23 protein-coding genes and 1 pseudogene are annotated in these 25,335 nt (G+C 72.0%); 10 read left to right on the top strand and 14 right to left on the bottom strand.

All coding sequences use genetic code 11. The annotated features are described in order from the left end of the window. Positions 1–56: 56 nt before the first annotated feature. Together KRR39_RS06760 and KRR39_RS06755 are read right to left on the bottom strand one after the other, a co-directional pair. Positions 57–1,805: a WXG100 family type VII secretion target gene (locus KRR39_RS06760; protein WP_216941305.1), complete on the bottom strand. Its 1,749-nt coding sequence runs from the start codon at positions 1,803–1,805 to the stop codon at positions 57–59. Continuing rightward, on the bottom strand, positions 1,798–2,136 hold the full coding sequence (locus KRR39_RS06755) for a DUF6317 family protein (RefSeq protein WP_216941304.1): 339 nt from the start codon (positions 2,134–2,136) through the stop codon (positions 1,798–1,800). The genes KRR39_RS06760 and KRR39_RS06755 overlap by 8 nt, the downstream gene beginning before the upstream one ends. An 88-nt stretch (positions 2,137–2,224) precedes the next feature. Between KRR39_RS06755 and KRR39_RS06750 the strand changes: the two genes are divergently transcribed. From KRR39_RS06750 to KRR39_RS06740, 3 genes are read left to right on the top strand one after another with little or no spacing between them, the layout of a single operon-like run. Continuing rightward, a complete protein-coding gene (locus tag KRR39_RS06750; protein ID WP_216941303.1) occupies positions 2,225–2,542 on the top strand; it encodes a WXG100 family type VII secretion target in 318 nt (105 codons plus the stop codon). Next, entirely contained in the window at positions 2,539–2,838 is a 300-nt protein-coding gene (locus KRR39_RS06745; protein ID WP_216941302.1) for a hypothetical protein, read from the top strand. Before KRR39_RS06750 ends, KRR39_RS06745 begins: the two co-directional genes overlap by 4 nt. Positions 2,839–2,844: 6 nt before the next feature. After that, the gene (locus tag KRR39_RS06740; RefSeq protein WP_436972038.1) at positions 2,845–3,351 is read left to right on the top strand and encodes a beta-class carbonic anhydrase; all 507 of its coding nucleotides are present in this window, start codon (positions 2,845–2,847) and stop codon (positions 3,349–3,351) included. Positions 3,352–3,366: 15 nt separating this feature from the next. On the opposite strand, the pseudogene KRR39_RS06735 reads toward KRR39_RS06740, so the two are convergent. Continuing rightward, positions 3,367–5,479 (bottom strand): annotated as a pseudogene (locus tag KRR39_RS06735) (DNA gyrase/topoisomerase IV subunit B). Positions 5,480–5,853: 374 nt separating this feature from the next. Between KRR39_RS06735 and KRR39_RS06730 the strand changes: the two are divergent. From KRR39_RS06730 to KRR39_RS06710, 5 genes are all read left to right on the top strand, one after another. Continuing rightward, positions 5,854–6,078: a DUF7455 domain-containing protein gene (locus KRR39_RS06730; RefSeq protein WP_216941300.1), complete on the top strand. Its 225-nt coding sequence runs from the start codon at positions 5,854–5,856 to the stop codon at positions 6,076–6,078. A 121-nt stretch (positions 6,079–6,199) separates the two neighbouring features. Then, entirely contained in the window at positions 6,200–6,676 is a 477-nt protein-coding gene (locus tag KRR39_RS06725) for a DUF456 domain-containing protein (RefSeq protein ID WP_216941299.1), read from the top strand. A 1-nt stretch (position 6,677) separates the two neighbouring features. Beyond that, entirely contained in the window at positions 6,678–7,526 is an 849-nt protein-coding gene (locus KRR39_RS06720) for a DMT family transporter (RefSeq protein WP_216941298.1), read from the top strand. 73 nt (positions 7,527–7,599) lie between these two features. Continuing rightward, entirely contained in the window at positions 7,600–7,941 is a 342-nt protein-coding gene (locus KRR39_RS06715) for an STAS domain-containing protein (protein WP_216941297.1), read from the top strand. Between the two features lie 112 nt (positions 7,942–8,053). Beyond that, positions 8,054–8,200 (top strand): hypothetical protein, encoded by a 147-nt coding sequence (locus KRR39_RS06710; RefSeq protein WP_216941296.1) that lies wholly within the window; start codon positions 8,054–8,056, stop codon positions 8,198–8,200. A gap of 22 nt (positions 8,201–8,222) precedes the next feature. Here KRR39_RS06710 and KRR39_RS06705 read toward each other — a convergent pair whose 3' ends face one another. From KRR39_RS06705 to KRR39_RS06685, 5 genes are all read right to left on the bottom strand, one after another. Beyond that, positions 8,223–9,737 carry an RNA polymerase sigma factor gene (locus tag KRR39_RS06705; protein ID WP_436972037.1) on the bottom strand — a complete coding sequence of 505 codons (1,515 nt, stop codon included), beginning with the start codon at positions 9,735–9,737 and terminating at the stop codon, positions 8,223–8,225. Positions 9,738–9,866: 129 nt separating this feature from the next. Further along, a complete protein-coding gene (locus KRR39_RS06700; RefSeq protein ID WP_216941295.1) occupies positions 9,867–10,754 on the bottom strand; it encodes an AfsR/SARP family transcriptional regulator in 888 nt (295 codons plus the stop codon). A gap of 159 nt (positions 10,755–10,913) precedes the next feature. Next, entirely contained in the window at positions 10,914–11,378 is a 465-nt protein-coding gene (gene lepB, locus KRR39_RS06695) for a signal peptidase I (RefSeq protein WP_216941294.1), read from the bottom strand. A gap of 41 nt (positions 11,379–11,419) precedes the next feature. Beyond that, the gene (locus KRR39_RS06690) at positions 11,420–11,980 is read right to left on the bottom strand and encodes a hypothetical protein (protein WP_216941293.1); all 561 of its coding nucleotides are present in this window, start codon (positions 11,978–11,980) and stop codon (positions 11,420–11,422) included. Positions 11,981–11,989: 9 nt separating this feature from the next. Beyond that, entirely contained in the window at positions 11,990–13,561 is a 1,572-nt protein-coding gene (locus KRR39_RS06685) for a multicopper oxidase family protein (RefSeq protein WP_216941292.1), read from the bottom strand. Positions 13,562–13,810: 249 nt separating this feature from the next. Between KRR39_RS06685 and KRR39_RS06680 the strand changes: the two genes are divergently transcribed. Beyond that, positions 13,811–18,916, top strand: a complete 5,106-nt coding sequence (locus KRR39_RS06680) for a peroxidase family protein (RefSeq protein ID WP_216941291.1) — start codon at positions 13,811–13,813, stop codon at positions 18,914–18,916. Between the two features lie 73 nt (positions 18,917–18,989). Here KRR39_RS06680 and KRR39_RS06675 read toward each other — a convergent pair whose 3' ends face one another. Both KRR39_RS06675 and KRR39_RS06670 read right to left on the bottom strand, forming a co-directional pair. Beyond that, a complete protein-coding gene (locus tag KRR39_RS06675; RefSeq protein WP_216941290.1) occupies positions 18,990–19,562 on the bottom strand; it encodes an HhH-GPD-type base excision DNA repair protein in 573 nt (190 codons plus the stop codon). A 2-nt stretch (positions 19,563–19,564) separates the two neighbouring features. Beyond that, positions 19,565–19,972, bottom strand: a complete 408-nt coding sequence (locus KRR39_RS06670; RefSeq protein ID WP_216941289.1) for a universal stress protein — start codon at positions 19,970–19,972, stop codon at positions 19,565–19,567. A 142-nt stretch (positions 19,973–20,114) separates the two neighbouring features. Between KRR39_RS06670 and KRR39_RS06665 the strand changes: the two genes are divergently transcribed. After that, entirely contained in the window at positions 20,115–20,534 is a 420-nt protein-coding gene (locus tag KRR39_RS06665) for a hypothetical protein (protein ID WP_216941288.1), read from the top strand. Here KRR39_RS06665 and KRR39_RS06660 read toward each other — a convergent pair whose 3' ends face one another. The 4 genes from KRR39_RS06660 to KRR39_RS06645 form a co-directional block, all read right to left on the bottom strand. Beyond that, a complete protein-coding gene (locus KRR39_RS06660) occupies positions 20,535–22,007 on the bottom strand; it encodes a glutamate-cysteine ligase family protein (RefSeq protein ID WP_216941287.1) in 1,473 nt (490 codons plus the stop codon). Positions 22,008–22,043: 36 nt separating this feature from the next. Continuing rightward, positions 22,044–23,360, bottom strand: coding sequence for a sensor histidine kinase (locus KRR39_RS06655; RefSeq protein ID WP_216941286.1), 1,317 nt, complete (start codon positions 23,358–23,360; stop codon positions 22,044–22,046). A gap of 1 nt (position 23,361) precedes the next feature. Further along, positions 23,362–24,006 (bottom strand): response regulator, encoded by a 645-nt coding sequence (locus KRR39_RS06650; protein WP_216941285.1) that lies wholly within the window; start codon positions 24,004–24,006, stop codon positions 23,362–23,364. Positions 24,007–24,272: 266 nt separating this feature from the next. Then, complete coding sequence (locus KRR39_RS06645; protein WP_216941284.1) at positions 24,273–25,262, bottom strand: DUF4192 domain-containing protein; 990 nt, start codon at positions 25,260–25,262, stop codon at positions 24,273–24,275. Positions 25,263–25,335 lie beyond the last annotated feature (73 nt).

The raw sequence follows: 25,335 nt of genomic DNA, 5'->3' as shown, positions 1-25,335 counted from the left end.
TTCCACCGTCGCGGCCGCCTCGGCCTCCTTCGCCTTCCGCCGACCGAACAAGGGGCTCACCGGTCGGCCGCCGCGCCGGCGGCGCTGCTGCCGGCGAACCCGGTGGCGGCGCCCGCACCGAAGCCGGTCCACGCGCCGTGCGGGGTGGCCGAGACCCAGGGCGCCGGCCCCGTCCACGTGTCGACGGGCGACCTCCACGGTCCGTCGTCGAGACCCGAGACGTACTGCGTGGCCCCGCCGGGCTGATTCTCCGGGTTCGGAAGCCCGTCGAAGTGCGTGGGCGCCGGGGAGTCGTGACCGGTGGCCCACTTCTGGGCGGCGACGTGCTGGGACTGCGCAGCCAGCGGGCCCGCGTCCATGCGCATCTCCTCCTGGGGGCTGAACTGCCGCACCGAGATCTCGTCGCGGTGCGCGAAGGTGTAGCCGCCGTCCGCGGCGTCCTTGGTGTACCACTCCGGCCGCAGCGCCATCCGGTCCATCGCGGCGGCCTCGTTGCGAGAGGTCAGCAGCTCCGCCGGGTCGGTCCAGAAGGTGCCGCTGCCCGGGTCACCACGCCCGTGCAGGTTCACCAGCGGACCGTCGACCACCGGGTGGTCGGCCGACACCCGGGGGGCGCCGTCGGTGAAGGTGTCGTGGAAGTAGGACATGTCGTTGGGCGCGTCGTCGTAGCGACCGTTGAACAGGGACTCCATCGACTGCGGCGTCATGTCCTCGCCGCGCCGGAGCAGCCGCGCCTGGTCTGCGGGTGGGAGCGCGTCGATCCGGGAGGCCAGCGACGCGTCGTCGAGGTGCGAGAGACCGGAGAGGTCCCCGAGGTCGAGCCCCTTCAGCGAACGGAGGCCGTGCAGCGGGCGGGCCAGCAGCGAGATGTCGTGCAGCCCCTTGAGGCCGCGCAGGGCACGCAGGCTGGCCCCGGCCCCACCGGTGGCGACGGTCGCGATCGCGTCGGGCACGAGGTGGCCGAGCGCCCGGGCGGGGTCGTCGGACCACGTGTCCCAGTCCAGCAGCGACTTGCCGAGGTTCTTGCCGAAGCCGATCGGGTCGTCCTTGAGGGAGGTGAGGAGTGCCTTGGCCTGCTCGACCTTGAGGTCGTTCTTGGCCGCCAGCTCCTCGGGGGTGAGCTCTCCCGAGGCGAGCTTGATCATGTCCATCATCGGACCGAACTGGAAGTCGAAGCCCATCTCGACGAGGTCCCACACCGCCTCGCCGGCGCCGGCGAACACGCCGCCCACGAAGGCCAGGCCGCTCTCGAACCAGTTGCGCTTGCTCGGCGCCGCGGAGCACCCTGCGCGCACCTCGCCCGCGCACGTGTGCGCCGCCGACTCGAGGTCGGACCGGGCGGAGGACAGCTCGTCCAGGGCACCCTGCCGGATCGCCGCACCCGGGTCGTGGAACGGCAGGATCGTGAGCACGGTCGGGTGCCCGGCCGCGTTCTGCGTCGAGGCCTCGTGCTTCGCGCGAGAGACGTCCGCGTCGTACGACGAGCGGGCGTCCTCGGTGACCTGGTCGCCGCGGTGGTACTCCTTCTCGGCCCAGGCCGCGCGCGACTGAGCCGACCTGAGCTCGGAGGCGTAGACGGAGAGCCCGTCGGCGGCTCGACGGAAGCCGGTGCCGGCGTCTCGCCACTTGCCCGGCTCCGTGTCGAATTTCTCCCGGAAGCGATCGGCCGCCCGGCCGGTCCACCCGTCGGTGTTCAGGGCGTCGAGTCCGTCGGCCACCGACTCGAACGTGGTGGCCTTCTCCCGCATCGTCGCGACCCGGCCGAGGATCGCGTCGGGGTTGCCCTTCACGGTGAAGTCAGGCATGGCCACCGTCCAGCAGGTGCACACCGCGTGCCGTGTCCGCCACGGAGGTGAACAGGTCGCTCCCGGACTTGTCGAACTCGCCGTAGTTCATGGCGACCTTGCCGAGCCGTCCGGACACCTCCTCGATGTCCTCGGCCATGTCCTTGGTGCCGCGCTCCCAGCGGTCCTTGAACTCGTCGACGGCCTCCCACACCACGTCGCTGCCGAGGTCGCCCTCCCCGGGCACCAGGTCCTCGACGTCCTTGTCCTTGAACAGCTGGATCGTGTCGGCCGCGCCCTGCGCGGCCCTGGCCAGGGACTCCAGATCGACCTCGAAGTCGTACGACGGCATGTCATCCCCCCATGGCAGGCTCGCTGACGTAGAGGGCAATTCTGACATACCCTCGTCCCGACCGGACGGTCCGAGACGAGGGGGAACCATGTCCGACACCGAGCTGGAGATCGGCGCGCAGACCCGGGCGGCCCGCCTGGTGGCCGACGGGGCCCCGGCGATCATGACGGTCGTCCAGGACCTCGGCACCGCCCTGGAAGGCTCGATGAGCGGGTTCCGCGGGGCATCGGCCGCCGCCTTCGTCGAGGCGGTGACCGCCTGGTTCGAGGCGGCCCAGGACCTGGGACCGGCGCTGACGGGCTACGCGGAGAAGCTGGTCGCGACGGACGCGGCCGCGGCGAGGACCGAGACGGAGCAGGACGCGCGCTACCAGCGCCTGGCCGGCCGGCTGGGAGGTGCGCAGTGAGCGACCGCACCCTGATCGTGCACGCCGCGTCCCTCACCGAGATCCAGGAGGCGATCGGCACGGCCCACCAGCAGGTCGTCGACAAGGTGGACGCCCTCCTGCGGTCGGCGGACACGACGATGGCGGCCTGGGCCTCGGAGACCGCCTCGCGCACCGCCGAGACCGCGCACCGCCAGAGGATCACCGACGGAGTGCACCGGCTCGCGGAGGCGCTCGACAAGATCCGCAGCACCGCTGCGGAGGTCGCCGAGCTGGCCCACGAGGCCGAGGTGAAGAACGTCGCGCTGCTCGACTGAGATACGTTGCGGGACGTGACCGACGCGTTCAACGACCTCCTCGCCGCCAACCGCGAGTACGCCTCCACCCACGAGCTGAGCGGGTTCGACGGGATCGCCCACGCGGGCGTCGCCGTGGTGACCTGCATGGACTCCCGGATCGACCCCCTGCGGATGCTCGGCCTGCATCCCGGGGACGCGAAGATCTTCCGCAACCCGGGCGGCCGGGTCACGCCGCAGGCGCTCGAGGCCCTGGTCCTCGGCGTGCACCTGCTCAACGTGAACCGGATCCTGATCGTCCCGCACACCCGCTGCGCGATGGCGACCTCCACGCTCGAGGAGATCCGCGAGCGCGTCGGCCGGTCGGCCGGGCAGGACGCCTCGTGGCAGCCCTTCGGCGTGGTCGAGGACCAGCAGGCCGCGCTGGCCGAGGACGTCGCGGCGGTCCGGACTCACCCGCTGATCCCCGACGAGGTCGTGGTGGGCGGGTTCGTGTACGACGTGGACACCGGCCTGCTGGACCAGCAGGTCTGACCTGCGGCCGCCGGGCTAGAAGTCCAGCGACTCGTCGCTCAGTGACCCGCCGTTGGCGACGATGAAGTCCTTGCGGGGCGCGACGTCGGAGCCCATCAGCAGCTCGAAGACCTGGGTGGCGGCGTCCGCGTCGTCCACGCTGATCCGGCGCAGCGTGCGGTGCCGCGGGTCCATCGTGGTCTCCGCGAGCTGGTCGGCGTCCATCTCACCGAGGCCCTTGTAGCGCTGGATCGGGTCCTTCCACCGCACGTTCTTCTTGCTCAGCTCGGCGAGCCTGCGCTGCAGCTCGGCGTCGGAGTAGGTGTAGACGTACTTGTCCATGCCCTTCTTCGGGTTGGACAGCTCGATGCGGTGCAGCGGCGGCACGGCGCTGTAGACCCGACCCTGGGTGATCAGGTCCGGCATGTACTTGAAGAACAGCGTCGCCAGCAGGCAGCGGATGTGCGCACCGTCGGAGTCCGCGTCGGCCATGAAGATGATCCGGCCGTAGCGCCGGGCGTCGATGTCGAACGTCCGCCCGGAGCCCGCGCCGACCACCTGGATGATCGAGGCGCACTCGGTGTTCTTCAGCATGTCCCCGACGGACGCCTTCTGCACGTTCAGGATCTTGCCGCGGATCGGCAGCAGCGCCTGGAACTCGGAGTTCCGGGCGAGCTTGGCGGTGCCCAGCGCCGAGTCGCCCTCGACGATGAAGAGCTCGGAGCGCTCCATGTCGTTGGAGCGGCAGTCGGCCAGCTTGGAGGGCAGCGCGCTCGACTCCAGCGCGTTCTTGCGGCGCTGGGTCTCCCGGTGGGTGCGGGCCGCGATCCGGGTGCGGGACGCGTTCGCGACCTTCTCCAGGACCAGCTTGGCCTGCGCCTTCTCGGCGCGCTTGGTCGAGGTGAGGAACTTCTTCAGCTCGGCGCCGACGACCTTGGTGACGATCTTGCGGACCGCCGGGGTGCCGAGCACCTCCTTGGTCTGGCCCTCGAACTGCGGCTCGGCGAGCCGCACCGTGACGACCGCCGTGAGGCCCTCGAGCACGTCGTCCTTGATGACGTCGGCCTCGGTGGTCTTCAGGGTCCGCGAGGACTTCAGCACCTCGTTGAACGTCCGGGTGACGGCGGCCTCGAAGCCCGCCACGTGCGTGCCGCCCTTGGGGGTGGCGATCACGTTGACGAAGGACCGCAGCTCGGTGTCGTAGCCGGTCCCCCACCGCATCGCCACGTCGACGCCGAGGTCGCGCTCGACGTCCTGGGGGGGTCATGTGGCCCTGGTCGTCGAGCATCGGCACCGTCTCGGTGAACCGGTCGCTGCCCTCCAGCCGCAGGATCTCGCTGACCGGCTCGTCGGCGGCCAGGAAGTCGCAGAACTCGCCGATGCCGCCGTCGTGGCGGAACTTCTCCTCGACCGGCTCCGGGCCGCGCAGGTCGCGGATCACGAGCTCGAGGCCGGGGACGATGAACGAGGTCTGGCGGGCCCGGGTGATCAGCTCGTCGTAGTTGAACGTCGCGTCCTTGGTGAAGATCTGCCGGTCCGGCCAGAACCGGATCCGGGTGCCCGTGACGCCCTTCCTCACCCGGGGGCCCTTGCGGGTCAGCCCGGACTGCGCCGCGAAGTCCGCCGTCGGGCCCTCGCCGGTGAACACGCCGGGGTTGCCGCGCTGGAAGGACATCCCCTGGATCGTCGGGGCCCGCTCCACGTCGACGTCGAGCCGGGCGGACAGGGCGTTGACGACCGAGGCGCCGACGCCGTGCAACCCGCCGGTGGCGACGTACGAGCCGCCGCCGAACTTGCCGCCGGCGTGCAGCTTGGTGAAGATCACCTCGACGCCGGGCAGGCCGGTCTTCGGCTCCTTGTCGACCGGGATGCCGCGGCCGTCGTCGTGCACCTCGACCGAGCCGTCGGTGTGCAGGGTGACCTCGATGCGGTGCGCGGCACCGGCCAGCGCCTCGTCCACGCCGTTGTCGATGATCTCCCACACGCAGTGCATCAGCCCGCGGGTGTCGGTGGACCCGATGTACATGCCCGGTCGCTTCCGGACCGCCTCGAGGCCCTCGAGGACCAGGAGATGGTGGGCGTTGTACGTGTTGTCGATGGTGGTTCCTCCGGCGCTGCGGGCTGGCACGTGACTCCTAGACGACGTCATCCTGGGCGCTGTCCCAGGGAGCTGGTCCTACCGCCCCGAATCTACTCGCGACACGCCCACCAGCCGTTTCGCCACGCCTACCCCGCTGCGAGGGGGCTCCGGGCGACGATGGAAGCGTCGCAGCGACGTCACGAAGCGGCAACGAGTTGTTTCAAGTCCTGTGGAATGGCAACCAGACGGGAGCAAGCCACGGCAGACTTGGAACCGAACGAACAGTGTGGGAGAGGTCACCCGGTCTCATGGGTGGACACCGACCCACATCGGGAAGCGTCAGGCGTGGTTGGATGTTGATCCTGCTGAGACGAGACACCGAGGGAACACTTTGACCCCCGGGTTACGTTGAGCAGGACACCAAGGAAGGAAAGAGGCCTCAGATGACTACTGCAGTTGCCCCTAGTGCACCCCTGACAGCTGTGGACCGCTGCGACCGCTGCGGTGCCCAGGCCTACCTCCGTGTCGAGCTCTCCGGTGGCGGCGAGCTGCTCTTCTGCGCGCACCACGCGCGGGAGCACGGCGACAAGCTCCGTGAGATCGCGGTGACCGTCCACGACGAGACCGGCAAGCTGGTCGACTCCCCGGCGGCGGGGACCGAGCGCTGATCCGCCGACACCCCTGAAGACTCTGCGCAAGCCCCGGGCGATGCCCGGGGCTTGCGCCGTCTCCGGCGCGGTGTGTCGGGCACGTGTCCGACGGGTCACGTTCCTGTGACAGGCTGATCCGGTGACCGAGACCAACCTGCTCGTGGGCCTGGCCGTGCTGGTCGGGCTCGCCGGCATCGTGGTGCCGGTGCTGCCCGGCTCGATCCTGATCCTCGGGGCCGTGCTGGTCTGGTCCGTGCTCACCGCGACGACGACCGGGTGGCTGGTGTTCGCGGTGGTGACCACGCTGCTGGTCGCCGGTGGCATCGTGAAGTACGCCGTTCCCGGCCGCGGCCTGCGCACCGCCGGCGTCCCGAACCGCACGCTGGTCGCGGGCGGGGTCCTCGGGGTGGTCGGGTTCTTCGTGGTCCCCGTCGTCGGGCTGTTCCTCGGCTTCGTGCTCGGCGTCTACCTCTCCGAGCTCCAGCGCGTCGGCACCGAACGGGCCTGGCCCTCGACCCGGGCGGCGCTGCGCGCCGTCGGCCTCTCGATGCTGATCGAGCTCGCCGCCGGGATGCTCGCCGCCGCCACCTGGCTCGCCGCAGCGGTCCTCGCCTGAGATGGCGGTCCTGCTCGCGCTCGTCGCCGCGCTCGCCTACGGCCTCTCGGACTTCTTGGGCGGTCTCGTGTCGCGACGTACGTCGGCCTGGTCGGTGGCGGTCGTCGGCCAGGCGTCGTCGGCGCTCTGCGTCACGGTCGCGGCGCTGTTCATCCCGGGCGACCCGACCCGCAGCGACCTGGTCTGGGGCCTGGTCGCCGGCATCGGCAGCGGCACCGGGGCGGCGTTCCTCTACCGCGGCTTCTCCTCGGGACGGATGGGAGTCGTGGCGCCGGTCTCGGCGGTGGGCGCCGCGCTGGTGCCCGTGGTGGCCGGCGCCCTCGGCGGGGAGCGGCTCTCGCTGCTGGTGTGGGGCGGCATCCTCGCCGCCCTGCCGGGCATCTGGCTCGTCTCCCGGACCCCGCAGGACCCGCTCGAGACCGGGAAGCCACGCGAGTCCGTCGCCGCGGGAGCGGTCGACGGCGCGCTGGCCGGCGTCGGGTTCGGGCTGCTGTTCGCGGCCCTGGGACAGGTGCCGGACCAGGCCGGCTGGTGGCCGCTGGCGGTCTGCCAGGCGGCCAGCGTCCCCGCGGTGGTGCTCCTGGCCCTGGCGCTGCGGGCGGACTGGGTGCCGCGCGGGCGGGCGGTGCGGCTCGCGGTGCTGTGCGGGCCGCTGGGCGCCGCGGCCACCGGCGGCTTCCTGCTGGCCACCCAGTCGGGGTTCCTGACCGTCGCCGGGGTGCTCACCTCGCTCTACCCGGCCAGCACCGTGCTGCTCGCCGCGCTGGTGCTGCACGAGAAGGTGCACCGCGCCCAGGGCGTCGGCCTGGCCCTCTGCGGCGTGGCCATCGCCTGCGTCGCGGCGGGCTGACGCGCCGGCTCTTCTGCGGAACTCACCGGTCCGCCCCCTGCGTGCTCCGGGCGTCGCGGGGTACCGACGCGCCATGACCAGCGACGTACCCGACGCCACCGGCCTCACGGTCGACACCCTCGGACCCGACGACGGCACGCTGACCCTGCAGTGCCGGGGCGAGCTCGACTACTCGACGGTCCGGCTGCTGCGCGAGCACGCCGAGGCGGCGCTGACCACTCCGGCGCCCACCGTCGTGCTGGACCTCGACCGGGTCAGCTTCCTCGACTCGGCGGGGCTGGGCACGCTGGTCGAGATCCACCGGCAGCTGCAGGCCGAGGGACGGACGATGGTCCTGCAGACCTCGCACGCGAACACCCTGAGGGTGCTCGAGACCACCGGGATGACCGGCTTCTTCACCGTCCGACCGGGCTGAACCGCTCGCCTCGACCGGCCGAGCGGTCTGGACCAGAGTAAAGAATGTCCGTTTATGGTGGATTGCACCCGCGGACTGCGGGGACACTGCGCACGACCCCTGAGAGGTGGCCATGACGATCGACGTCGACGCGACGACCGCGAGCGCGGGCGACCCGGGTGCCGAGCACGACCACGCCTGGCGCAAGGTGCCCGGCACCGGGGACATGCTCGTCGGTGAGTACCGCTGCGACCTGTGCCGCGAGGTCTGGTCCCTCTAGCCGACCGGCCCCGCTCCCCCGGTCAGTCGAGGTAGTCGCGCAGGACCTGCGAGCGCGACGGGTGCCGCAGCTTCGACATCGTCTTGGACTCGATCTGCCGGATCCGCTCGCGCGTGACGCCGTAGACCTTGCCGATCTCGTCGAGCGTCTTGGGCTGGCCGTCGGTCAGCCCGAAGCGCATGGAGACCACGCCGGCCTCGCGCTCGGAGAGCGTGTCGAGCACCGCGTGCAGCTGCTCCTGGAGCAGCGTGAACGAGACGGCGTCCGCGGGCACGATCGCCTCGGAGTCCTCGATCAGGTCACCGAACTCGGAGTCGCCGTCCTCGCCGAGGGGGGTGTGCAGGGAGATCGGCTCGCGGCCGTACTTCTGGACCTCGATGACCTTCTCCGGGGTCATGTCGAGCTCCTTGGCCAGCTCCTCCGGAGTGGGCTCGCGGCCCAGGTCCTGGAGCATCTGGCGCTGCACGCGGGCGAGCTTGTTGATGACCTCGACCATGTGCACCGGGATCCGGATGGTGCGGGCCTGGTCGGCCATCGCGCGGGTGATCGCCTGACGGATCCACCAGGTGGCGTACGTGGAGAACTTGTAGCCCTTGGTGTAGTCGAACTTCTCGACCGCGCGGATCAGGCCGAGGTTGCCCTCCTGGATCAGGTCCAGGAAGAGCATGCCGCGACCGGTGTAGCGCTTGGCCAGCGACACCACGAGGCGGAGGTTGGCCTCGAGCAGGTGGTTCTTGGCACGGCGGCCGTCCTCGGCGATCCACTCGAGCTCCTCGAGGGCCTTGGCCGCGATCTTGCCGCCCTTGGCGAGCTTCTCGTCCGAGAACAGGCCGGCCTCGATGCGCTTGGCGAGCTCGACCTCCATCTCCGCGTTGAGCAGCGGGACCTTGCCGATCTGCTTGAGGTAGTCCTTGACCGGGTCGGCGGTCGCGCCGGCGACCATGACCTGCTGGACGGGCTCGTCGGACTCGTCCGCCTGGGAGACGACGAAGCCCTTGCTCTCGTCCTCCTCCTCCTTCAGCGACGGGTCGGTGGCCACGTCCTTCTCGAACTGCTCGTCCGGGAGGTCGGGGAGGACCTTCTTGCCGTCGGCGCCGACCACCAGGGCGGCGGCCGCGTCCGCGGCGGCCTTGGCGGCGGTCTTCTTCGCCGGGGCCTTCTTGGCGGCGGTCTTCTTCACCGGCGCCTCGCCCTCGGCCTCGACGATCTCGGGGGCGGCCTTCTTGGCCGGCGCCTTCTTGGCGGGGGCGGCCTTCTTGGCACTCGCCTTCACCGTCGTGCGTGCACTGGAGGCCGCGGCAGCGACCTTCTTCTGGGACTTGGCGTCCTCGACAGAGACCACGACGGATACCCCTTCCTCGCTCAGGTGTCTGAGCACGGCCTTGAGGTGCTGCGGAGAGGTGGCGGCCACCGTGGTGGCGGTGCGCAGTGCATCGGCGGTGACGCTGCCGGTCAGTCGGCCTTGCTCGACCAGGGCGACGATGTCGGGATGAGCCAGGACATCAGCGGAATCCTTGCGGGACGTGCTCGGCGACACGAACTACCTCTCGTAAGCGGATGGTGGGCGCGGCGAGGCCCGTACACGTCAAGAGCCGCATCTCCATTGTGACACGCCCCCGGGTCATTCCAAGCCTGCCCCCGGCGTGCCGCCCGCGACACCGGGTCCTCAGGCGGACGGGGCGGCGAGGGTCAGTCCCAGCTCGGCCAGCCAGGACCGCGAGGCGGGGTCGGGATCGGCTCCGGCGTCGAGCGCCTGCCGCAGCAGCCGGACCAGCGCCCCGACCTCGCGGCGGTCCCGGTCGCGGGTGACCGACGGTGCGGACCGGTCCAGCACGGAGAGGTACAGGTCGCGGGTGGCACCGGACGGCTCCACCCCCAGCTCCTCCACCATCACCCGGCGCAGGTCGGCGAAGGCACCCAGGGCGAGCGCCGGCGCCCCGACCGCGCACTGGGCGGACATCAGCACCCGGCAGGCCGGCTCGGAGAGCGGGTTGCGGTCCAGCACGGCCCGGGCCAGCCGACAGGCCCGCACCGGGTCGCCGGCGGCCAGCGCGGTCTCGGCCGCAGGCGTCACCGCCCGGTCGACGAGCTGGTCGAGCCGACGGCGGACCTCCGCGGCCCAGTCCGCGAAGGGCTCCTCCGCCAGCAGCTCCCCCGCGACGGCGTCGAGCGCCCGGGCCGCCGCCTCCACGAGGGAGCGGCCCGACATCGACTCGAGGGCCGCCAGCCCCGCACGTGCCTCCACCAGGTCCACGCGCACGAGCCGCGGGTCCAGCAGGTAGGCGCCGTGCGTGGTCACCAGCGGACGTCCCGGGACGGCGGCGAGGCTGCGCCGGAGCACGCAGACGTAGCTCTCCACCGAGGCGACGTACGACGCGGGCGGCCGGCCGGCCCACAGGCCTTCGGCCAGGACGTCCTTGGTCACCGGGCTGCCCAGCCGGGTCGCGAGCATCTCCAGGATCTGGCGCGGCTTCACGCCGCAGACGTCGACGTCGCGTGGTCCCCCGGCGACGAGGTGCACCTTGGTGGTGCCGAACAGGTCGATCTGCAGCATGTCGGTTCCCCTTACCCCTGGGGACACATGCTGCCCGGGGCCGGAGCCCCGCCCCAGCCCTAGCGAGGGGGTGCCGGCACCCCGGCTTTGAGTAGCGAGGTCGGGCCGGGGTGCCGCACAACCGGGCTACCGGGCCCTGCGCACGGCGGGCCGGACGGGTCACCACAGCCTGGTCAGGACCCGTCCGACCACCCGGTCGCGGGGCACCGGCCCGAACGACCGGGAGTCCACCGAGCTCGCGCGGTCGTCGCCGAGCACGAAGACGGAGCCGGCCGGCACGGTCACCGGGCCGTAGTAGACGCCGTCGACGCTGGGCAGGTCGACGTAGGCCTCCGGGACCGGGCGGCCGTCGACGACCAGCCGGCCGTCGGCGAGCGCCACGGTGTCCCCCGCCAGGCCCACGACGCGCTTGACCATCAGGGCGTCGGTGCCAGGAGGGTGGAACACCACGAGGTCGTCGCGCCGGAGACCGCGCAGGTGCGGCCAGAGCTTCTCGCCGAGGACCTCGTCCCCGTCCCGCAGCGTCGGCGTCATGCTCGAGGAGGCGACCTCGAACGGCTCGGCCACGAACCTGCCGGTCAGCAGCAGCAGGACCACGGGCAGCGCGACCAGCAGCGGCCGCACGGGCCGGAGGGGCTGGAGCCGCGCCGCCCGTGGCCGGCCCGTCACCCCTGCACGCCCGCCACTCGCAGCGCGACCAGGACGACCGCGGCCGCGGCGGCGACGTCGACGACCCGGCGGCGGGCGGCCGGCGGGAGCAGGCCGGCCAGCAGCACCACGGTGGCCAGCTCGGCCCCCAGGCAGACGAGGTCCGGGGTGCCGACCTCCTCGACCCCCTCGCCGGGGAAGACCGGCACCCCGTTCCCGATGCCCCACGCGACCGGCAGGTGGCTCGCCCCGTGCGCGCCCAGCGGCGGCAGCAGGGGCAGGTCGACGGTGCGGGTGAGGACGTAGAAGACGACCAGGCCGACGGTCGCGTGCACGGCCGGCTCCAGGACCCGCGGCCCCGGCCGGCGCAGCAGCACGGCCGCGAGGCCGAGCTGGAGCACCGTGAGGACCACGAAGAACACCGCGGCCGCGGGCCACTCCTCGGCGTGCTCGGGGACGACGTACACGTGGGTCGCGGCGGCGAGCAGCGAGAAGCCCGCGGCCCAGGCGAGCGCGGCCCGCCCGGTGCTCGCGACCGCCGGGCCGGCGGTGCCGGGGACCGACGTCAGGTGCGCCATGGCCCGGCCCTACAGCTCGCGCTCGGGCAGGAATACCGCCCGGTCGTCGAAGGGGTCGTCGGCGGGGACGTCCGGGTCGAGGATCTCGAACTGGCCCATCATGTCGTGGTCCTCGTGGACGAGGTTGTGGCAGTGCATCATGTACTTCCCCCGGCCGTGGTCGAACTTGATCAGCAGCCGCACGGACTCGTTCTCGCCGAGGAACACCACGTCCTTGGCGCCCCGCTCGTGGGCCAGTGCCGGCTTCCCGTTGCGGGTGAGGACCCGGAAGTCGACGAAGTGGATGTGCGCCGGGTGGTGCCACCCGCCCGAGAGGTTGCGCAGCTCCCAGATCTCGACGTCGCCGATCGTCGGCGTGGCGAGCACGGACGTGAAGTCGCTGGCCACCACGTCGTCCCAGGTCTTGCCGTTGATCGTCCACCTCCCTCCTGCGCGCACGAAGTCGAAGCGCCGGGTGCGGACCGCCTCGCTCTCCTGCACGACCATCGCCTCGTGGCCGGGGAACAGCACCGCGGGCACCGAGTTGTTGGTCTTGGGGAACGCGTCGCCCACCACGTCGAAGGCCATCACCTTGTCCACGTTGACGAAGTCGATGTTGTTCTTCGGGCTGGTGTTGCGCAGCACCACGCGCTGCCCGACGGCGTACTTCGCGAAGTCGATGACCACCTCGTACCTCTCGGCGACGCCGTGCCGGAACGACGTGACCTTCTGCGGGGCGGGCACCAGTCCGGCGTCGGTGGCGATCACCGTCATCGGGCCGCCGGTGTCCAGCGACCACTTGTAGGAGCGCGACACCGACGCGTTCAGGATGCGGAAGCGGTACTTGCGGCGCTTGACCGGCATCGCGGGCCAGGGTCGGCCGTTCACGATGATCACGTCGCCGTAGACGCCGGCCTCGTCGTTGCGGTCGATGAGCAGCGAGCCGTCGGTGTTGAACATCCGGTCCGACACGATCAGCGGCACGTCGAACTCGCCCTGCGGCAGGGGCAGCGAGGCGTCGAGGGAGTCGGAGAGCTGGTAGAGCCCGGCCAGCCCCATGAGCACGTTCTCGGCCGTGTGGTGCACGCCGTGGTCGTGGTACCAGAGCGTCCGCGCGTTCTGCCAGTTCGGGTAGCGGTAGTCCTTGTATTGCCCGGGGTTGGTGATGTCGCTGGCGTAGCCGTCGTACTCCGGCAGGGACGCGCTGCCGTGCAGGTGCACCGACGTCCACGGCGTGTACCTCAGGGTCGGGTGGACCAGCGGCAGGTTGTTGATCTGCCGCACCACGACGTCGCGGCCCTGGACCGCCTTGATCGTCGGACCCGGCACCAGCCCGTTGTAGCCCCACACCTCGGTCTGCAGGCCCGGGATGAACTCCGTGCGGGCCGGCTGCATCGAGATCCGGTAGTAGTCGGTGGTCCCGCTCCGGCGCACCGGTTCCAGCACCGGCGGCCGGACGAACGGGGTCGTGAACGGCGCAGGCAGCAGGCTCTGCGCGATGCGGGACGCGGATGCGGACAGCGCGTTGGCGCTGCGCTCCAGCGGCAGCGTGACGGCTGCCCCCGCGAAGACGGACAGCTTCAACAGGTCTCGACGAGACATCGACATGAGCAACCTCCAGCTCGGCGTGACCGGAGGCTAGGTGCGCCGACCTTCGAAAAACGTTGAGCCGCCGGCTCAAGGAATCCCCAAGGTGGCCTGGGCGACGGTGACCGTCACTTCTGTCGGGACCAGCGAGATGGGGACATCATGCGTCGTCACACCTTCCAGCTCCGAAAGGGTCGGCTGTCGTTGCGTGCGCGCACCGCCGTCGTCACCGTCGGGGCGCTCACCACCCTGGGGATCACACCGATGACGGCACCCGTGCAGGGTGCCGTCGCCCCGGTGGGACAGGGATTCACGGTCACCGCCGGCGACCTGTCCTTCATCCTCAAGCAGATCAAGATCGCCGAGCGGCACGCGAACACGTTCACCGCCGCCGATCCCTGCGGCACCCTCGTCGGGCCCGCGAAGAACCAGATCCCCGACCGGCTGACGGCCTACGGGCTGCGCACCGTCGACGGCTCCTGCAACAACCTGTTCCCGGGCCGGGAGACGTTCGCCGCGGCCGACCGGCCGTTCCCGCGGCTGACCAGCCCGCGGTTCCGCGCGGCCGAGGACAGCCTCCCTGCGTTCGGACCCGTGCACGCGACGTCGTACGCGCAGAAGAAGGGGTCGGTCTTCGACTCCGAGCCGCGCACCGTCAGCAACCTGATCGTCGACCAGACCTCCAACAACCCGGCGGCGGTCGCAGCGGCGGCGTTCCCGGTGCGCACCCAGAACAACCCGGGCCTGCACCCCTGCACCACCGACCCGCTGCCCGACGGCACCGGCGGCGTGCCCGACGGCTGCGTGCCGACCGGCCAGACCCTGTTCATCCCGAACGTCACGACGGACGTGGGGCTCTCCCCGCCGTACAACTCGATGTTCACCTTCTTCGGCCAGTTCTTCGACCACGGCGTCGACCAGACGGTCAAGGGCGGCGGCACCGTGTTCGTCCCGCTCAAGGCGGACGACCCGCTGATCGCCGGCCAGGACCTGGTCCCCGGAAACGCGGACGACCCGCAGCCCGGCGACGCGGACTTCGTCCCGGTCGACCAGCGCTTCATGGTGCTGACCCGGGCGCAGAACCAGCCCGGTGCCGACGGCATCCTCGGTGACCTGGCCTCCACGCCGGGCGTCGACGAGAGCGCCGACGACGTCCAGAACGCCGACAACACCGACAGCCCGTGGGTGGACCAGAGCCAGACCTACACCTCCCACGCCTCGCACCAGGTGTTCCTGCGGGAGTACGCCCTGACCGCCGGCAGGCCGCTGGCCACCGGCAAGCTCCTCGGCGGCCTCGGCGCCGGCCTCACCTACCCGGGCTCCCCGGACGGGCGCGACGGCATGGCCACCTGGGCCTCGGTCAAGAAGCAGGCCGCCGAGAAGCTGGGCCTGCTCCTCGCGGACCGGGACGTCCTCGACGTGCCCATGCTCGCCACCGACCCCTACGGCGAGTTCCTCCCCGGCCCGAACGGGCTGCCGCAGTACGTCCGCACCGACGGCACCCTGCTCGAGGGCGACCTCGCCAACCCGGTGCCGGTGCCCGCGAACGTGCGGCACTTCCACACGCCGTTCCTGACCGACATCGCGCACAACGCCGAGCCGCTGCCCGGCCTGGCCAAGGACGCGAACGACAGCCCCTCGGCGGACTTCGCGGCCCAGCCGGCCGGGACGTACGACGACGAGATGCTCGACGCGCACTTCTGCGCCGGTGACGGCCGGGTCAACGAGAACATCGCGCTGACCACGATCCACCAGGTCTTCCACTCCGAGCACGACCGACTGGTGGACGACATCCAGGGCACCCTGGACGCCAACCCCGACCTGCTCGCCGCCTACCGGGCCGTGGACCCGAACGCCGCCGACCCGGTCGACCGGACCTTCGGCTACGGGGACCGGCTCTTCCAGGCGGCCCGCTTCGTCACCGAGATGGAGTACCAGCACCTGGTGTTCGAGGAGTTCGGCCGCAAGGTGCAGCCGGCGATCCGGCCGTTCCACGTCTACTCCCCCGACATGAACCCGGCCATCCAGGCCGAGTTCGCGCACGCGGTCTACCGCTTCGGCCACTCGATGCTGGACGACGAGGTGGCCCGGACGGACCCCAACGGCGACGACAACTCGCTGCCGCTGCTGGACGCGTTCCTCAACCCGCCGATGTACTTCCACGCCAAGAACGGTGGTGCCCTGACCCCCGCTGAGGCGGCGGGCAGCGTCGTGATGGGCTCCTCGGACCAGACCGGCAACGAGCTCGACGAGTTCGTCACCAAGACGCTCCGGGACAACCTGCTGGGACTCCCGCTCGACCTGGCCACGCTCAACATGACCCGGGCCCGGGAGGCCGGGGTGCCCTCGCTGAACGGGGTGCGCCGCCAGCTCTTCGCGGAGACCAACGACGGGCAGCTCACGCCGTACACCAGCTGGTCGGACTTCGGGCAGCACCTGAAGCACCCCGAGTCGCTGGTCAACTTCGTGGCGGCCTACGGCACCCACCCCTCGATCGTCGGAGCCTCGACGATCAAGGGCAAGCGGGCCGCGTCCCGGGCGATCGTCGACCCGCAGCCGACCGACACCGCCCCGGCGGACGCCGCGGAGTTCATGTTCGGCACCGACGGCTGGGCCGACAACGCGAACGGCGTCACCACCACCGGCCTGGACCAGGTGGACCTGTGGGTCGGCGGTCTCGCGGAGGTCACCAACCTCTTCGGCGGCCTGCTCGGCTCCACGTTCAACTACGTGTTCCAGACCCAGATGGAGAGCCTGCAGGACGGTGACCGGCTCTACTACCTGAACCGGACGCCGGGCATGAACCTGCGGACCCAGCTCGAGGGCAACTCGTTCTCGGAGATGATCCAGCGCAACACCGACGGGACCAACACGCTGAAGGCCGACGTGTTCGCGACCGCCGACTGCAAGTTCCAGCTGGGCCGGATCACCTTCCCGTACGACGGGTCGACGACCAGCTCGATGCCGGGGCTCAACCCGATCGCCGGCGCGGGGTCGGTCAACGACGACCTGCTCACCCCGGACTGCGACGAGAACCAGCTGCTGCTCCGCAAGCCGGACGGCACCATCCAGTACCGCGCGATCAACAAGATCGACCCGTCCGGCATCAACGGGCAGTCGGTCTACAACGGGACCGGCGGGGTCGACCGGATCTTCGGCGGCAACGACAACGACACCTTCTGGGGTGGCGACGGCCGGGACGTCATCGAGGGCAACGGCGGCGACGACGTGGCTCTCGGCGGAAACGGTGACGACGTCGTCACCGACCTCTCGGGTGCCGACGTCCTCAAGGGCGGCCCGGGCCACGACGCGCTCGACGGAGGCATCGGCGACGACATCTTCATGGGTGGCGACGGCCAGGACTTCATCAACGGCGGCGCCAACGACAACGAGGCCTTCGCCGGACCCGGTGACGACTTCGTGATCGCCGGCCAGGGTGCCGACGCCGTCTTCGGGGACGGTGGCGACGACTGGATCCAGGGCGGCTCGGGCCAGGACCTGCTGATCGGCGACCACTCCGCGCCGTTCTTCGACGACCCGGCCGAGTCCCAGCCGGGCCACGACATCTTCGTCGGCCAGGTCGGTGAGAACGACTACGACGCCGAAGGTGGCGACGACATCATGTCGCAGAACGCGGCGGTCGACCGCAACGCCGGTGCCGGTGGCTTCGACTGGGCCATCCACCAGTACGACACGGTCGGCGCCGACGACGACATGGCGATCAACAACAACCTCGGCCCGCTGCCCATCCAGGTCGTGGTCAACCGCGACCGGTGGCAGGAGACCGAGGCCGACTCGGGGTCGCCGCTCGACGACGTCATCCGGGGCACGAACGACGCCCCGAGCGCGCTCGGCGGGGCCGGCTTCACCGGCTGCAACGTCCTCGACCAGGCCGGGGTCGCCCGGATCAGGGGGCTGGCGGCGATCCTGCCTCCGCTCACCGGGGCCCTCGCACCGGTGGTGGCCGCGTCCGCGGCCGGGTCGTGCCCGCTGAGCGGGCCGATCTGGGGCGACGGCAACATCCTGCTCGGCGGCGGTGGCAGCGACACCCTCGAGGGTCGTGGCACCGACGACATCATCGACGGCGACCGGGCGCTCTCGGTCCGGATCAGTGTCCGGACGAACGCCGCCGACCCGGCCACGGAGATCGGGAGCACCGACCTGATGGAGCACACCTACCAGGCCGGCAACCCGAAGACCCTGCAGCAGGCGGTGTTCGACGGGACCGTCTCCCCGGGACAGCTCGTCGCGGTGCGGGAGATCACCACCCCGCCGGCCTCCGACAGCGGCTCCGTGGACACCGCGGTCTTCAGCGGCCCCCGGGCCGGGTACACCGTGGTCGCGAACGGCGGAGTGCTGACCGTCACCCAGACCGGCGCGAACGTGGCCGGCCAGAAGGTCAGCGACGGGGTCGACACGGTGCGCAACGTCGAGCAGCTCCGGTTCTCCGACCAGACCATCACCGTGTCGGTGCCGAAGGCGCCGGTCATCGGGACGGCCACCGCCTCGAGGCTCGCCTCGACGACGGGGTCGGCGACGGTCACCTGGACCGCACCTGCCGGTGCGGCCACGGCCGGGATCACCAGCTACGAGATCGTGGTGAGCTCCGGCGGGTCGGTGGTCCGCACGGTCACCGGGATCCCGCGTACGGCGACCAGCCGGGTCGTCACCGCGCTGACCAACGGTCGGGCCTACACCTTCGCGGTGCGGGCGGTGAACGGGTTCGGCAACGGCCCGCTCTCGGCCGAGTCCAACGCGGTGGTGCCGGTCGGGCTGCCCGGTGCGATGGCGGCGCCGGTCGCCGACCGTGGCGACCGGAGCGTGCTCCTCGACTGGACGGCGCCGGCGTCCGACGGCGGCGCACCGGTGACGACGTACCGGATCACGGTGCGCACCGGAGCGACGGTCGTCCGCACGATCGACGTCGCGGCGCCCTCGACCAGCACGCTGGTCACCGGGCTTACCAACGGGACGGCGTACAACTTCCGGGTCGCGGCGGTCAACGCCCTCGGTGCGGGACCGCTCTCGGCGGCCTCGAACACCGTGACGCCCGCGACCGTCCCGGGCACCCCCGGGATCCTGGCACCCACCCAGGGTGCGGCGGGAGGCGCGCTCACCGCGTCGGCCAACTGGTCGGCACCGGCGAGCACCGGCGGCAGCAACATCACCAACTACCGGGTGACCGCGATGCGGATGGCGGCGGACGGCACCACCGTCGTCGGCACCCCGGTGGTGAACATCGTGGGAGCAGCAGCTCGCACGCGGTCCTTCACCCTGCCGGCCGGTCAGTACCGGTTCCAGGTGGTCGCGATCAACAGCGTCGGGGACGGTTCGCCCTCAGCCCGCTCCGCGCTGGTGGCCCCGAGGTGAGTCGGGGCAGCTGAACAGGTGGGGCGCCGTCCGGAACCTAACCCCCCCTCCGGCCGGCGCCCCACCCTCCTGCTCAGGAGGTGGCGGCCCCGCGGGCCGCCGCCTTCTTCTCCTTCTTGAAGGCCCGCACCCGGTCCAGCGACTCCTGGTCGACGACGTCCGCGACCGAGCGGTGGGAGCCCGGCTCGGCGTAGTCGCCGGCGGCGGCCTCCCACCCGTCGGGACGTACGTCGAGCTGCTTGGCCAGCAGCGCGGTGAAGATCTGCGCCTTCTGCCTGCCGAACCCGGGCAGCGCCTGCAGCCGGCGCATCAGCTCACGGCCCGAGCCGGCCTCCGTCCAGAGCCGGTCCGCGTGCCCGTCGTACTCCTCGGCGACGACGGCGGCCAACGCCTGGATGCGGGCCGCCATCGAGCCCGGGAAGCGGTGCACCGCGGGCGGCACCGCGCAGAGGGCCGCGAACTCCTCGGGGTCCGCGGCCACGATCGCCTCCGGGTCCAGGCTGCCGAAGCGCTCGAGCACCTTCGCGGGGCCCGCGAACGCACGCTCCATCGGGAACTGCTGGTCGAGCATCATCCCCATCAGCAGGGCGAACGGGCTGTCGGTGAGCACCTGGTCGGCAGCCTGGTCCTGCGCGATGCGGAGCACGCTCAGTCCTCGTCGGCCTTGACGGCCAGCACCGGGCAGGGCGCGTCGAGCAGCACCCGCTGGGCGTTGCTGCCCAGGATCAGCTTGCCCACCGGCGAGCGGCGGCGCAGCCCGATGACGATGAACTCGGCCTGCACCTCGGTGGCGACGTTGACCAGGTCGTCGGCGGGGTCCATGCCGCGGACCAGCTGGCGGACCTCGTGCTCGACGCCCGCGTCGCGGAGCTCCTTGCGGACCTCCTCGAGCTGCTCCTCGGAGTCGATGGCGTCGTCGCGGTCGAACTCACGACCGCCGCGGTGCGAGTTCACGACGACCAGCGTCGCGTCGCGCAGGCGGGCCTCCTCGGCCGCCCGACGCAGGGCTGCACGCCCCTCGGGCTTCGGCACGTAGCCGACGACGATGGTCCCCATTGACCGTCCTCCTGGTAGCTCACGGACATCTCGACCGGACCCGCACCTGCAGGTCACGAGTGACGGTAGCGCAGGCCGCCGCTCCCGCGCGCCTGTGGACGAGGACGGGCCCCGCCCGGCGGGCGCAGGCATGCTGTCGGCCATGGACCCGACCCGCTCCCCCGCCGTCGACCGGCGGGCGCTGCTGCGCACCGAGGTGGGCCGGTTCCGGGCCCGTGAGAGCCGCCGCGTCTTCGACGTGTCGGTGCACGTCGGCGTCCTCGGCGGCGACCGGGACTCGTTCGTGGTCCGGGCCCAGGACCTGCCCGCCGTCGACGCGGCGCTGCGCGCCGACATGCTGTCCGCGCTGCTCGAGGACGCCCCCGGGCAGTGGTGCACCGCGTGGCTGGCGCGGCCCGGCACCCCCGAGCCGCACGACCTGGACCTGCAGTGGCTGGCCGCCGCCGGTACGGCGTTCGGGATGCACGGCCGCCCGCTCGAGGGGTTCTTCGCGCTCACCCGGACCGGCTGGCGCGACGTCCGCACCGGCGAGAGCCGGGTCTGGAAGCGGCTGCGCCTGTGACTACTCCCAGGTGTGCACCGGGTCGTTGGTGTGCATGTGCTCGCGGTACTCGTTGAGCGTGCCGCGCAGCGCGGCGAGCCGGTCACCGTCGTGCTCGGCGACCCGGGTGGCGAACCGGGCGGCGAACCAGGAGGCGCCGTTCTGGCCGACGATGCAGCGCTGCTCGATGATCCCCAGCAGCCGCTCGCTCTCCTCGGGCATGACTCCCCACGAGTCCAGCCCGGCCCTCGCCAGCGGCAGCAGCCGTCGTACGACGAGCTCGGTGGCCGGCACCTGGCCGAGGCCCGGCCAGTACACCTTCGCCTCGATGCCCTGCCGGGCCGCGACGTGGAAGTTCTCCTCGGCGGCGCTGAACGACATCTGCGACCACAGCGGCCGCTCGTGCTCGGCGAGCGCGCGGACCAGGCCGAAGTAGAAGGCGGCGTTCGCCATCGTGTCGGCCACCGTCGGGCCGGCGGGCAGCACGCGGTTCTCGACGCGCAGGTGGGGGACGCCGTCCACGACGTCGTAGACCGGCCGGTTCCACCGGTAGATCGTGCCGTTGTGCAGCCGCAGCTCGGCCAGCGACGGGGTGCGGCCGGACTCCAGCTCGTCGAGCGGGTCCTCGTCCTCGATCACCGGCAGCAGCGCCGGGAAGTAGCGGACGTTCTCCTCGAAGAGGTCGAAGATCGAGTTGATCCAGCGCTCGCCGAACCAGACCCGCGGCCGGACGCCCTGCGCCTTGAGCTCCTCGCTGCGGGTGTCGGTGGCCTGCTCGAACAGCGGCACCCGTGTCTCCTGCCACAGCTCGCGACCGAGCAGGAACGGCGAGTTCGCGCCGAGCGCGAGCTGCACGCCGGCGATCGCCTGGGAGGCGTTCCAGTAGGCCGAGAAGTCCTCCGGGCTGACCTGGATGTGCAGCTGGGTGCTGGTGCAGGCGGCCTCGGGGACGATCGAGTCCGCGGTCGTGCGCAGGTGCTCGGGACCGGCGATGTCGATCACGATGTCCTCGCCCCGGGCGGCGAGGATCTGGTCGCTGAGCAGCTGGTAGCGGGGGTTCGCGGTCAGCGAGTCCGGGCTCATGTGGCCGGCGGACAGCGTCGGGAGGATGCCGATCATCACCATGTGCGCGCCGACCTCGCTGGCCTTGGTCTCGGCGTCGTTGAGGCTGGCGCGCACGCCGTCCTCGAACTCGGTGAAGCCGCGGTCCCGGAGCTGCTTGGGCGGCACGTTGATCTCGAGGTTGAACTGGCCGAGCTCGGTCTGGAAGTCCGGGTCGGCGATCGCCTCGAGGGCCTCGTGGTTCTTGAGCGCCGGGTCACCGAGGTGGTCGACGAGGTTGAGCTCGATCTCCATCCCGGTCATCGGTGAGTCCGCGTCGAAGCGCGACTCGCGCAGCATCCGCGCGAACACGTCGAGGCACCTGCGCACCTTCTCGCGGTATCGCGTCCGGTCCTCGCGGGTGAACTCCTGCTGTGCCACCTCTTCGCCCATGGCGGTGAGCCTAGCCGTGGGGGCAGCGGGACGACATCAGCCGCTCAGCCGCGGCGGCAGCACGGCCCGGAGCAGCGCACCCCCGCCCTCGCGCCCGCCCAGCGTGAGGTCGCCGCCGACCTCGCGCACCGTCCCGCCCAGCAGCTCCAGGCCGACGTGCCGGTCCGCGTCGCCGGCCGGTCCGTCCGGGCCGCGCCCGTCGTCGGCCACCCGGACCTCCACCTTGGTCCCGTAGGGCCGCACCGACACCTCCACGGTGCGGGCGTCGGCGTGCTTGACGACGTTGCGCAGGCCCTCGCGCACGACGCGGTGCACCAGGCGCTCGGTCTCCGGGTCCAGCCGGAGCGAGGCCGAGACGTCGAGGCTGACCTCGACGCCCTGCTCCCTGGTCGTGGACGCCAGGGCGTCGAGGGACGACACCAGCCCGGCGTCGACGTCGGTGGGGAGCAGGTCGCCCATCAGGGCCCGCAGCCAGGTGATCGACTCCACGACGACCGCCGACAGCTCCTCGCCGATCGCCCGGGCCTGCCGTGCCTCCGGCGGCAGGGACGCGAGCACCGACGGCAGGGCGTAGCCGACCGCCGCGAGGTCCTGCACCACCCCGTCGTGCAGGTCGCCGGCGATCCGGCGCCGCTCGTGCGACCACGCGGCCAGCGACCTGCGCAGGAGCTCGGCCCGGTGCCGGTGACCGCGGTCCACGTGCCGTGCCAGGGACACCGCGAGCGGCAGCGTGACGAGCGAGAACAGCAGCAGGGCGACGAGCCCGATCGGGACCAGCTCGCCGAAGATCACCTGGGTGTTCACGGCCAACCGCCGCTGCGAGGTGTACGTCTCCAGGACGAACGGCGCGCCGTCGGCGCCGTGCGCACCGACGTACACCTCCAGCAGCTCGCCCTCGAACGGCTCCTCGCCACCGCTCTCGGGACGGTCGGAGTCGTCCAGCTCGGCGACGGACCCGCCGGTGCCGACCAGCTCACGCACCGCCGCCGGGAGCACGAACCGCCGACCGACCTGGTCCGTGTCGTCGGACCACAGGACGCGCCCGGTGGCGTCCCAGATCTTCAGGTGCACGATCGCCCCGTCCCGCATCCGGCGCTCCAGCACCGTGGAGAGCGGCTCCCGGCCCTCGGGCCGACCGCTCCGGAAGCCGGCGTCGAGCTGCGGGGACACCAGGCCGCGCGCGATGCCCGAGGCCGACACCTGGGCGTCGCGCAGCGCCTCCTCCCGGGCGATCTGGCGGCTCATCATCACGGTCCCCAGCCCGAGCACGACCATCGCCAGCAGGGTCGCCCAGACGAATCGGCGGACCGCCCGCGCGAGGACCGAGCGCGGCTGCCGGACCTTGCCGAACAAGTCAGCTCTGCCAGGTCGGTTCCGCGTCGAGCAGGCCGTCGCGCCGGGCTATCACGACCGCCTCGAGCTGGGAGTGCGCCTGCAGCTTGCTCAGCAGGCCCTTGACGTAGCCGCGGCAGGTGTTCAGCGAGATGCCGAGGTGCTCGGAGATCGACCGCACGTCCAGGCCGATCGCCAGCATCGAGAGCACCTCGACCTCGCGACCGCTGAGCCGCGGCCGCTGCCGGGGCACCTCGGACGGCTCGCGCATCAGGGACTGCAGCAGCCGGGGGTGCACCACGAGGCCGCCGTCCCGGACGCCGAGGAGGGCGCCGAGCAGGTCCGGCAGCGAGCCGTCCTTGGGCATCACCGCGCAGGCCCCCGCCTCCGCGGCCCGGCGCAGCACGGTGCGGTCCGCGTGGCCGGTCAGCAGCACCACGTCGGTGGCCGGTCGCAGCCGTTTGATCTGCGCGGTCGCGTCGATCCCGTCGCGGGTCTCCCCGGCGAAGTGGACGTCCATGATCACCAGGTCGGGCTCGTCGGACGCCACGAACGCCACCGCGGCCGCCGTGGAGCCGACCACCCCGGCGCACTCCAGGCGCTCCTGGGACGAAAGCGCGTGCTCCAGGAGGTCCGCGAACGTCCGCTGGTCGTCTGCTATCAGCACCCGCTGGACGCGCACCCTCGACGCGTCGGACGGTTCTCGCACCTCAGCCACTTGCGTCACGACGCACCCCATGTCCCCATGTCCCCATGTCCCCAGGTCCCCACGCCCCGCAGGGCGTCCGGACCGTCCCGGTCCCCACCGACGGTCCAGACTGATTCTGACGGTCCTTCCGGTTACCCGCTATAGGTCATCCACACCATCCGAAAGGGCGCGATGGGGTGTCATCAGCCCACCTAGCCGACATGATCGGACATCTCCCGAAGGGGTCAGGGCCGGAACAGCGAGAGCCCGTCCCGTCCGAACGGCTCCCAGGCGGTCGGCGGCACCGCGGCGGACAGGGCCGAGGTGAGCAGCGCGGCCAGGCCGTGGTCCGGGTCCGACTCCTGGGCCAGCTCGACCGCGCACCAGGCGAGCGCACCGTGGCCGGAGAGCCAGGCCGCGAAGCCGAGCAGCGCGGCCGGGTCCGCGCGCAGCCTCACCGGCGCCCGTCGTACGACGTCCCGCCACAGGTCCACGTGGTCCCGCGCGTTGGCGTGGGTCATCTCGGCCCAGGCGACGTCGCGCAGCTCGGTGGAGGTGCCCAGCAGGAGCAGCAGCCGGGCCACGTCGTCGGCGTCGAGCCGGAGCCCGTCGCACAGCGCGCGCCGGACCCGGCGCCCGACCCAGCGGCCCTCGACGACCAGCTGCGCCCGGGTCGCCGACGCCAGTCGCCCGGCCGCGGCCACCACCCGGGACTGCACCTCCGCGGTGCCGGCCGGGTCGGCGCGCAGGCTGTCGACCAGCTCACGGCGGCTGCCCAGCACGACGGTCCCGTCCACCACGGCCTGCACGGTGAGCGGGTGCAGCGCCAGGTCGTAGGGCGTGCCCGGTCCCCCGCCGGCCGGGCCCAGGGCCCACCAGCGCCCGCCGTCGGCGCGGACCGCGCACAGCACGTCGCCGCCGCGCCGCCCCAGCCGGCCCGCGAGGTCCTCCACGACGTCCTCGGCCAGCCCGGCGTCGTCGGTGTAGACGAGGACGGCCAGGGTGCGGGCGCCGTGCCGCTCGGCGACCCGCGCGAGGTAGTCGGTGAGCTCCTCGAGCGCGACCCGGCCGTCGGGCAGGTCGACGCGGGCGTGGAAGGGCGTCGGCGCGTCCCCGAGGGTGAGCAGCACGACGGAGTCGGAGGGGTGGAAGCCGAGGAACCCCGGGACGAGCGCGAGGAGGTCGGTGGGACCGGAGGCGTGCACCGCGGCCGGCCCGGGCTGGATCTCTGTCATGGCCCGACCCTGCTCGCAGGAGCGGTCCACCGGCAGGGCCGGTTCGGGGGCTGTGCACGACCACCCGCCGCCC

This window comes from Nocardioides panacis, assembly GCF_019039255.1.
GTDB lineage: Bacteria > Actinomycetota > Actinomycetes > Propionibacteriales > Nocardioidaceae > Nocardioides_B > Nocardioides_B panacis.
This window is presented reverse-complemented; position numbering and strand designations above follow the sequence as displayed.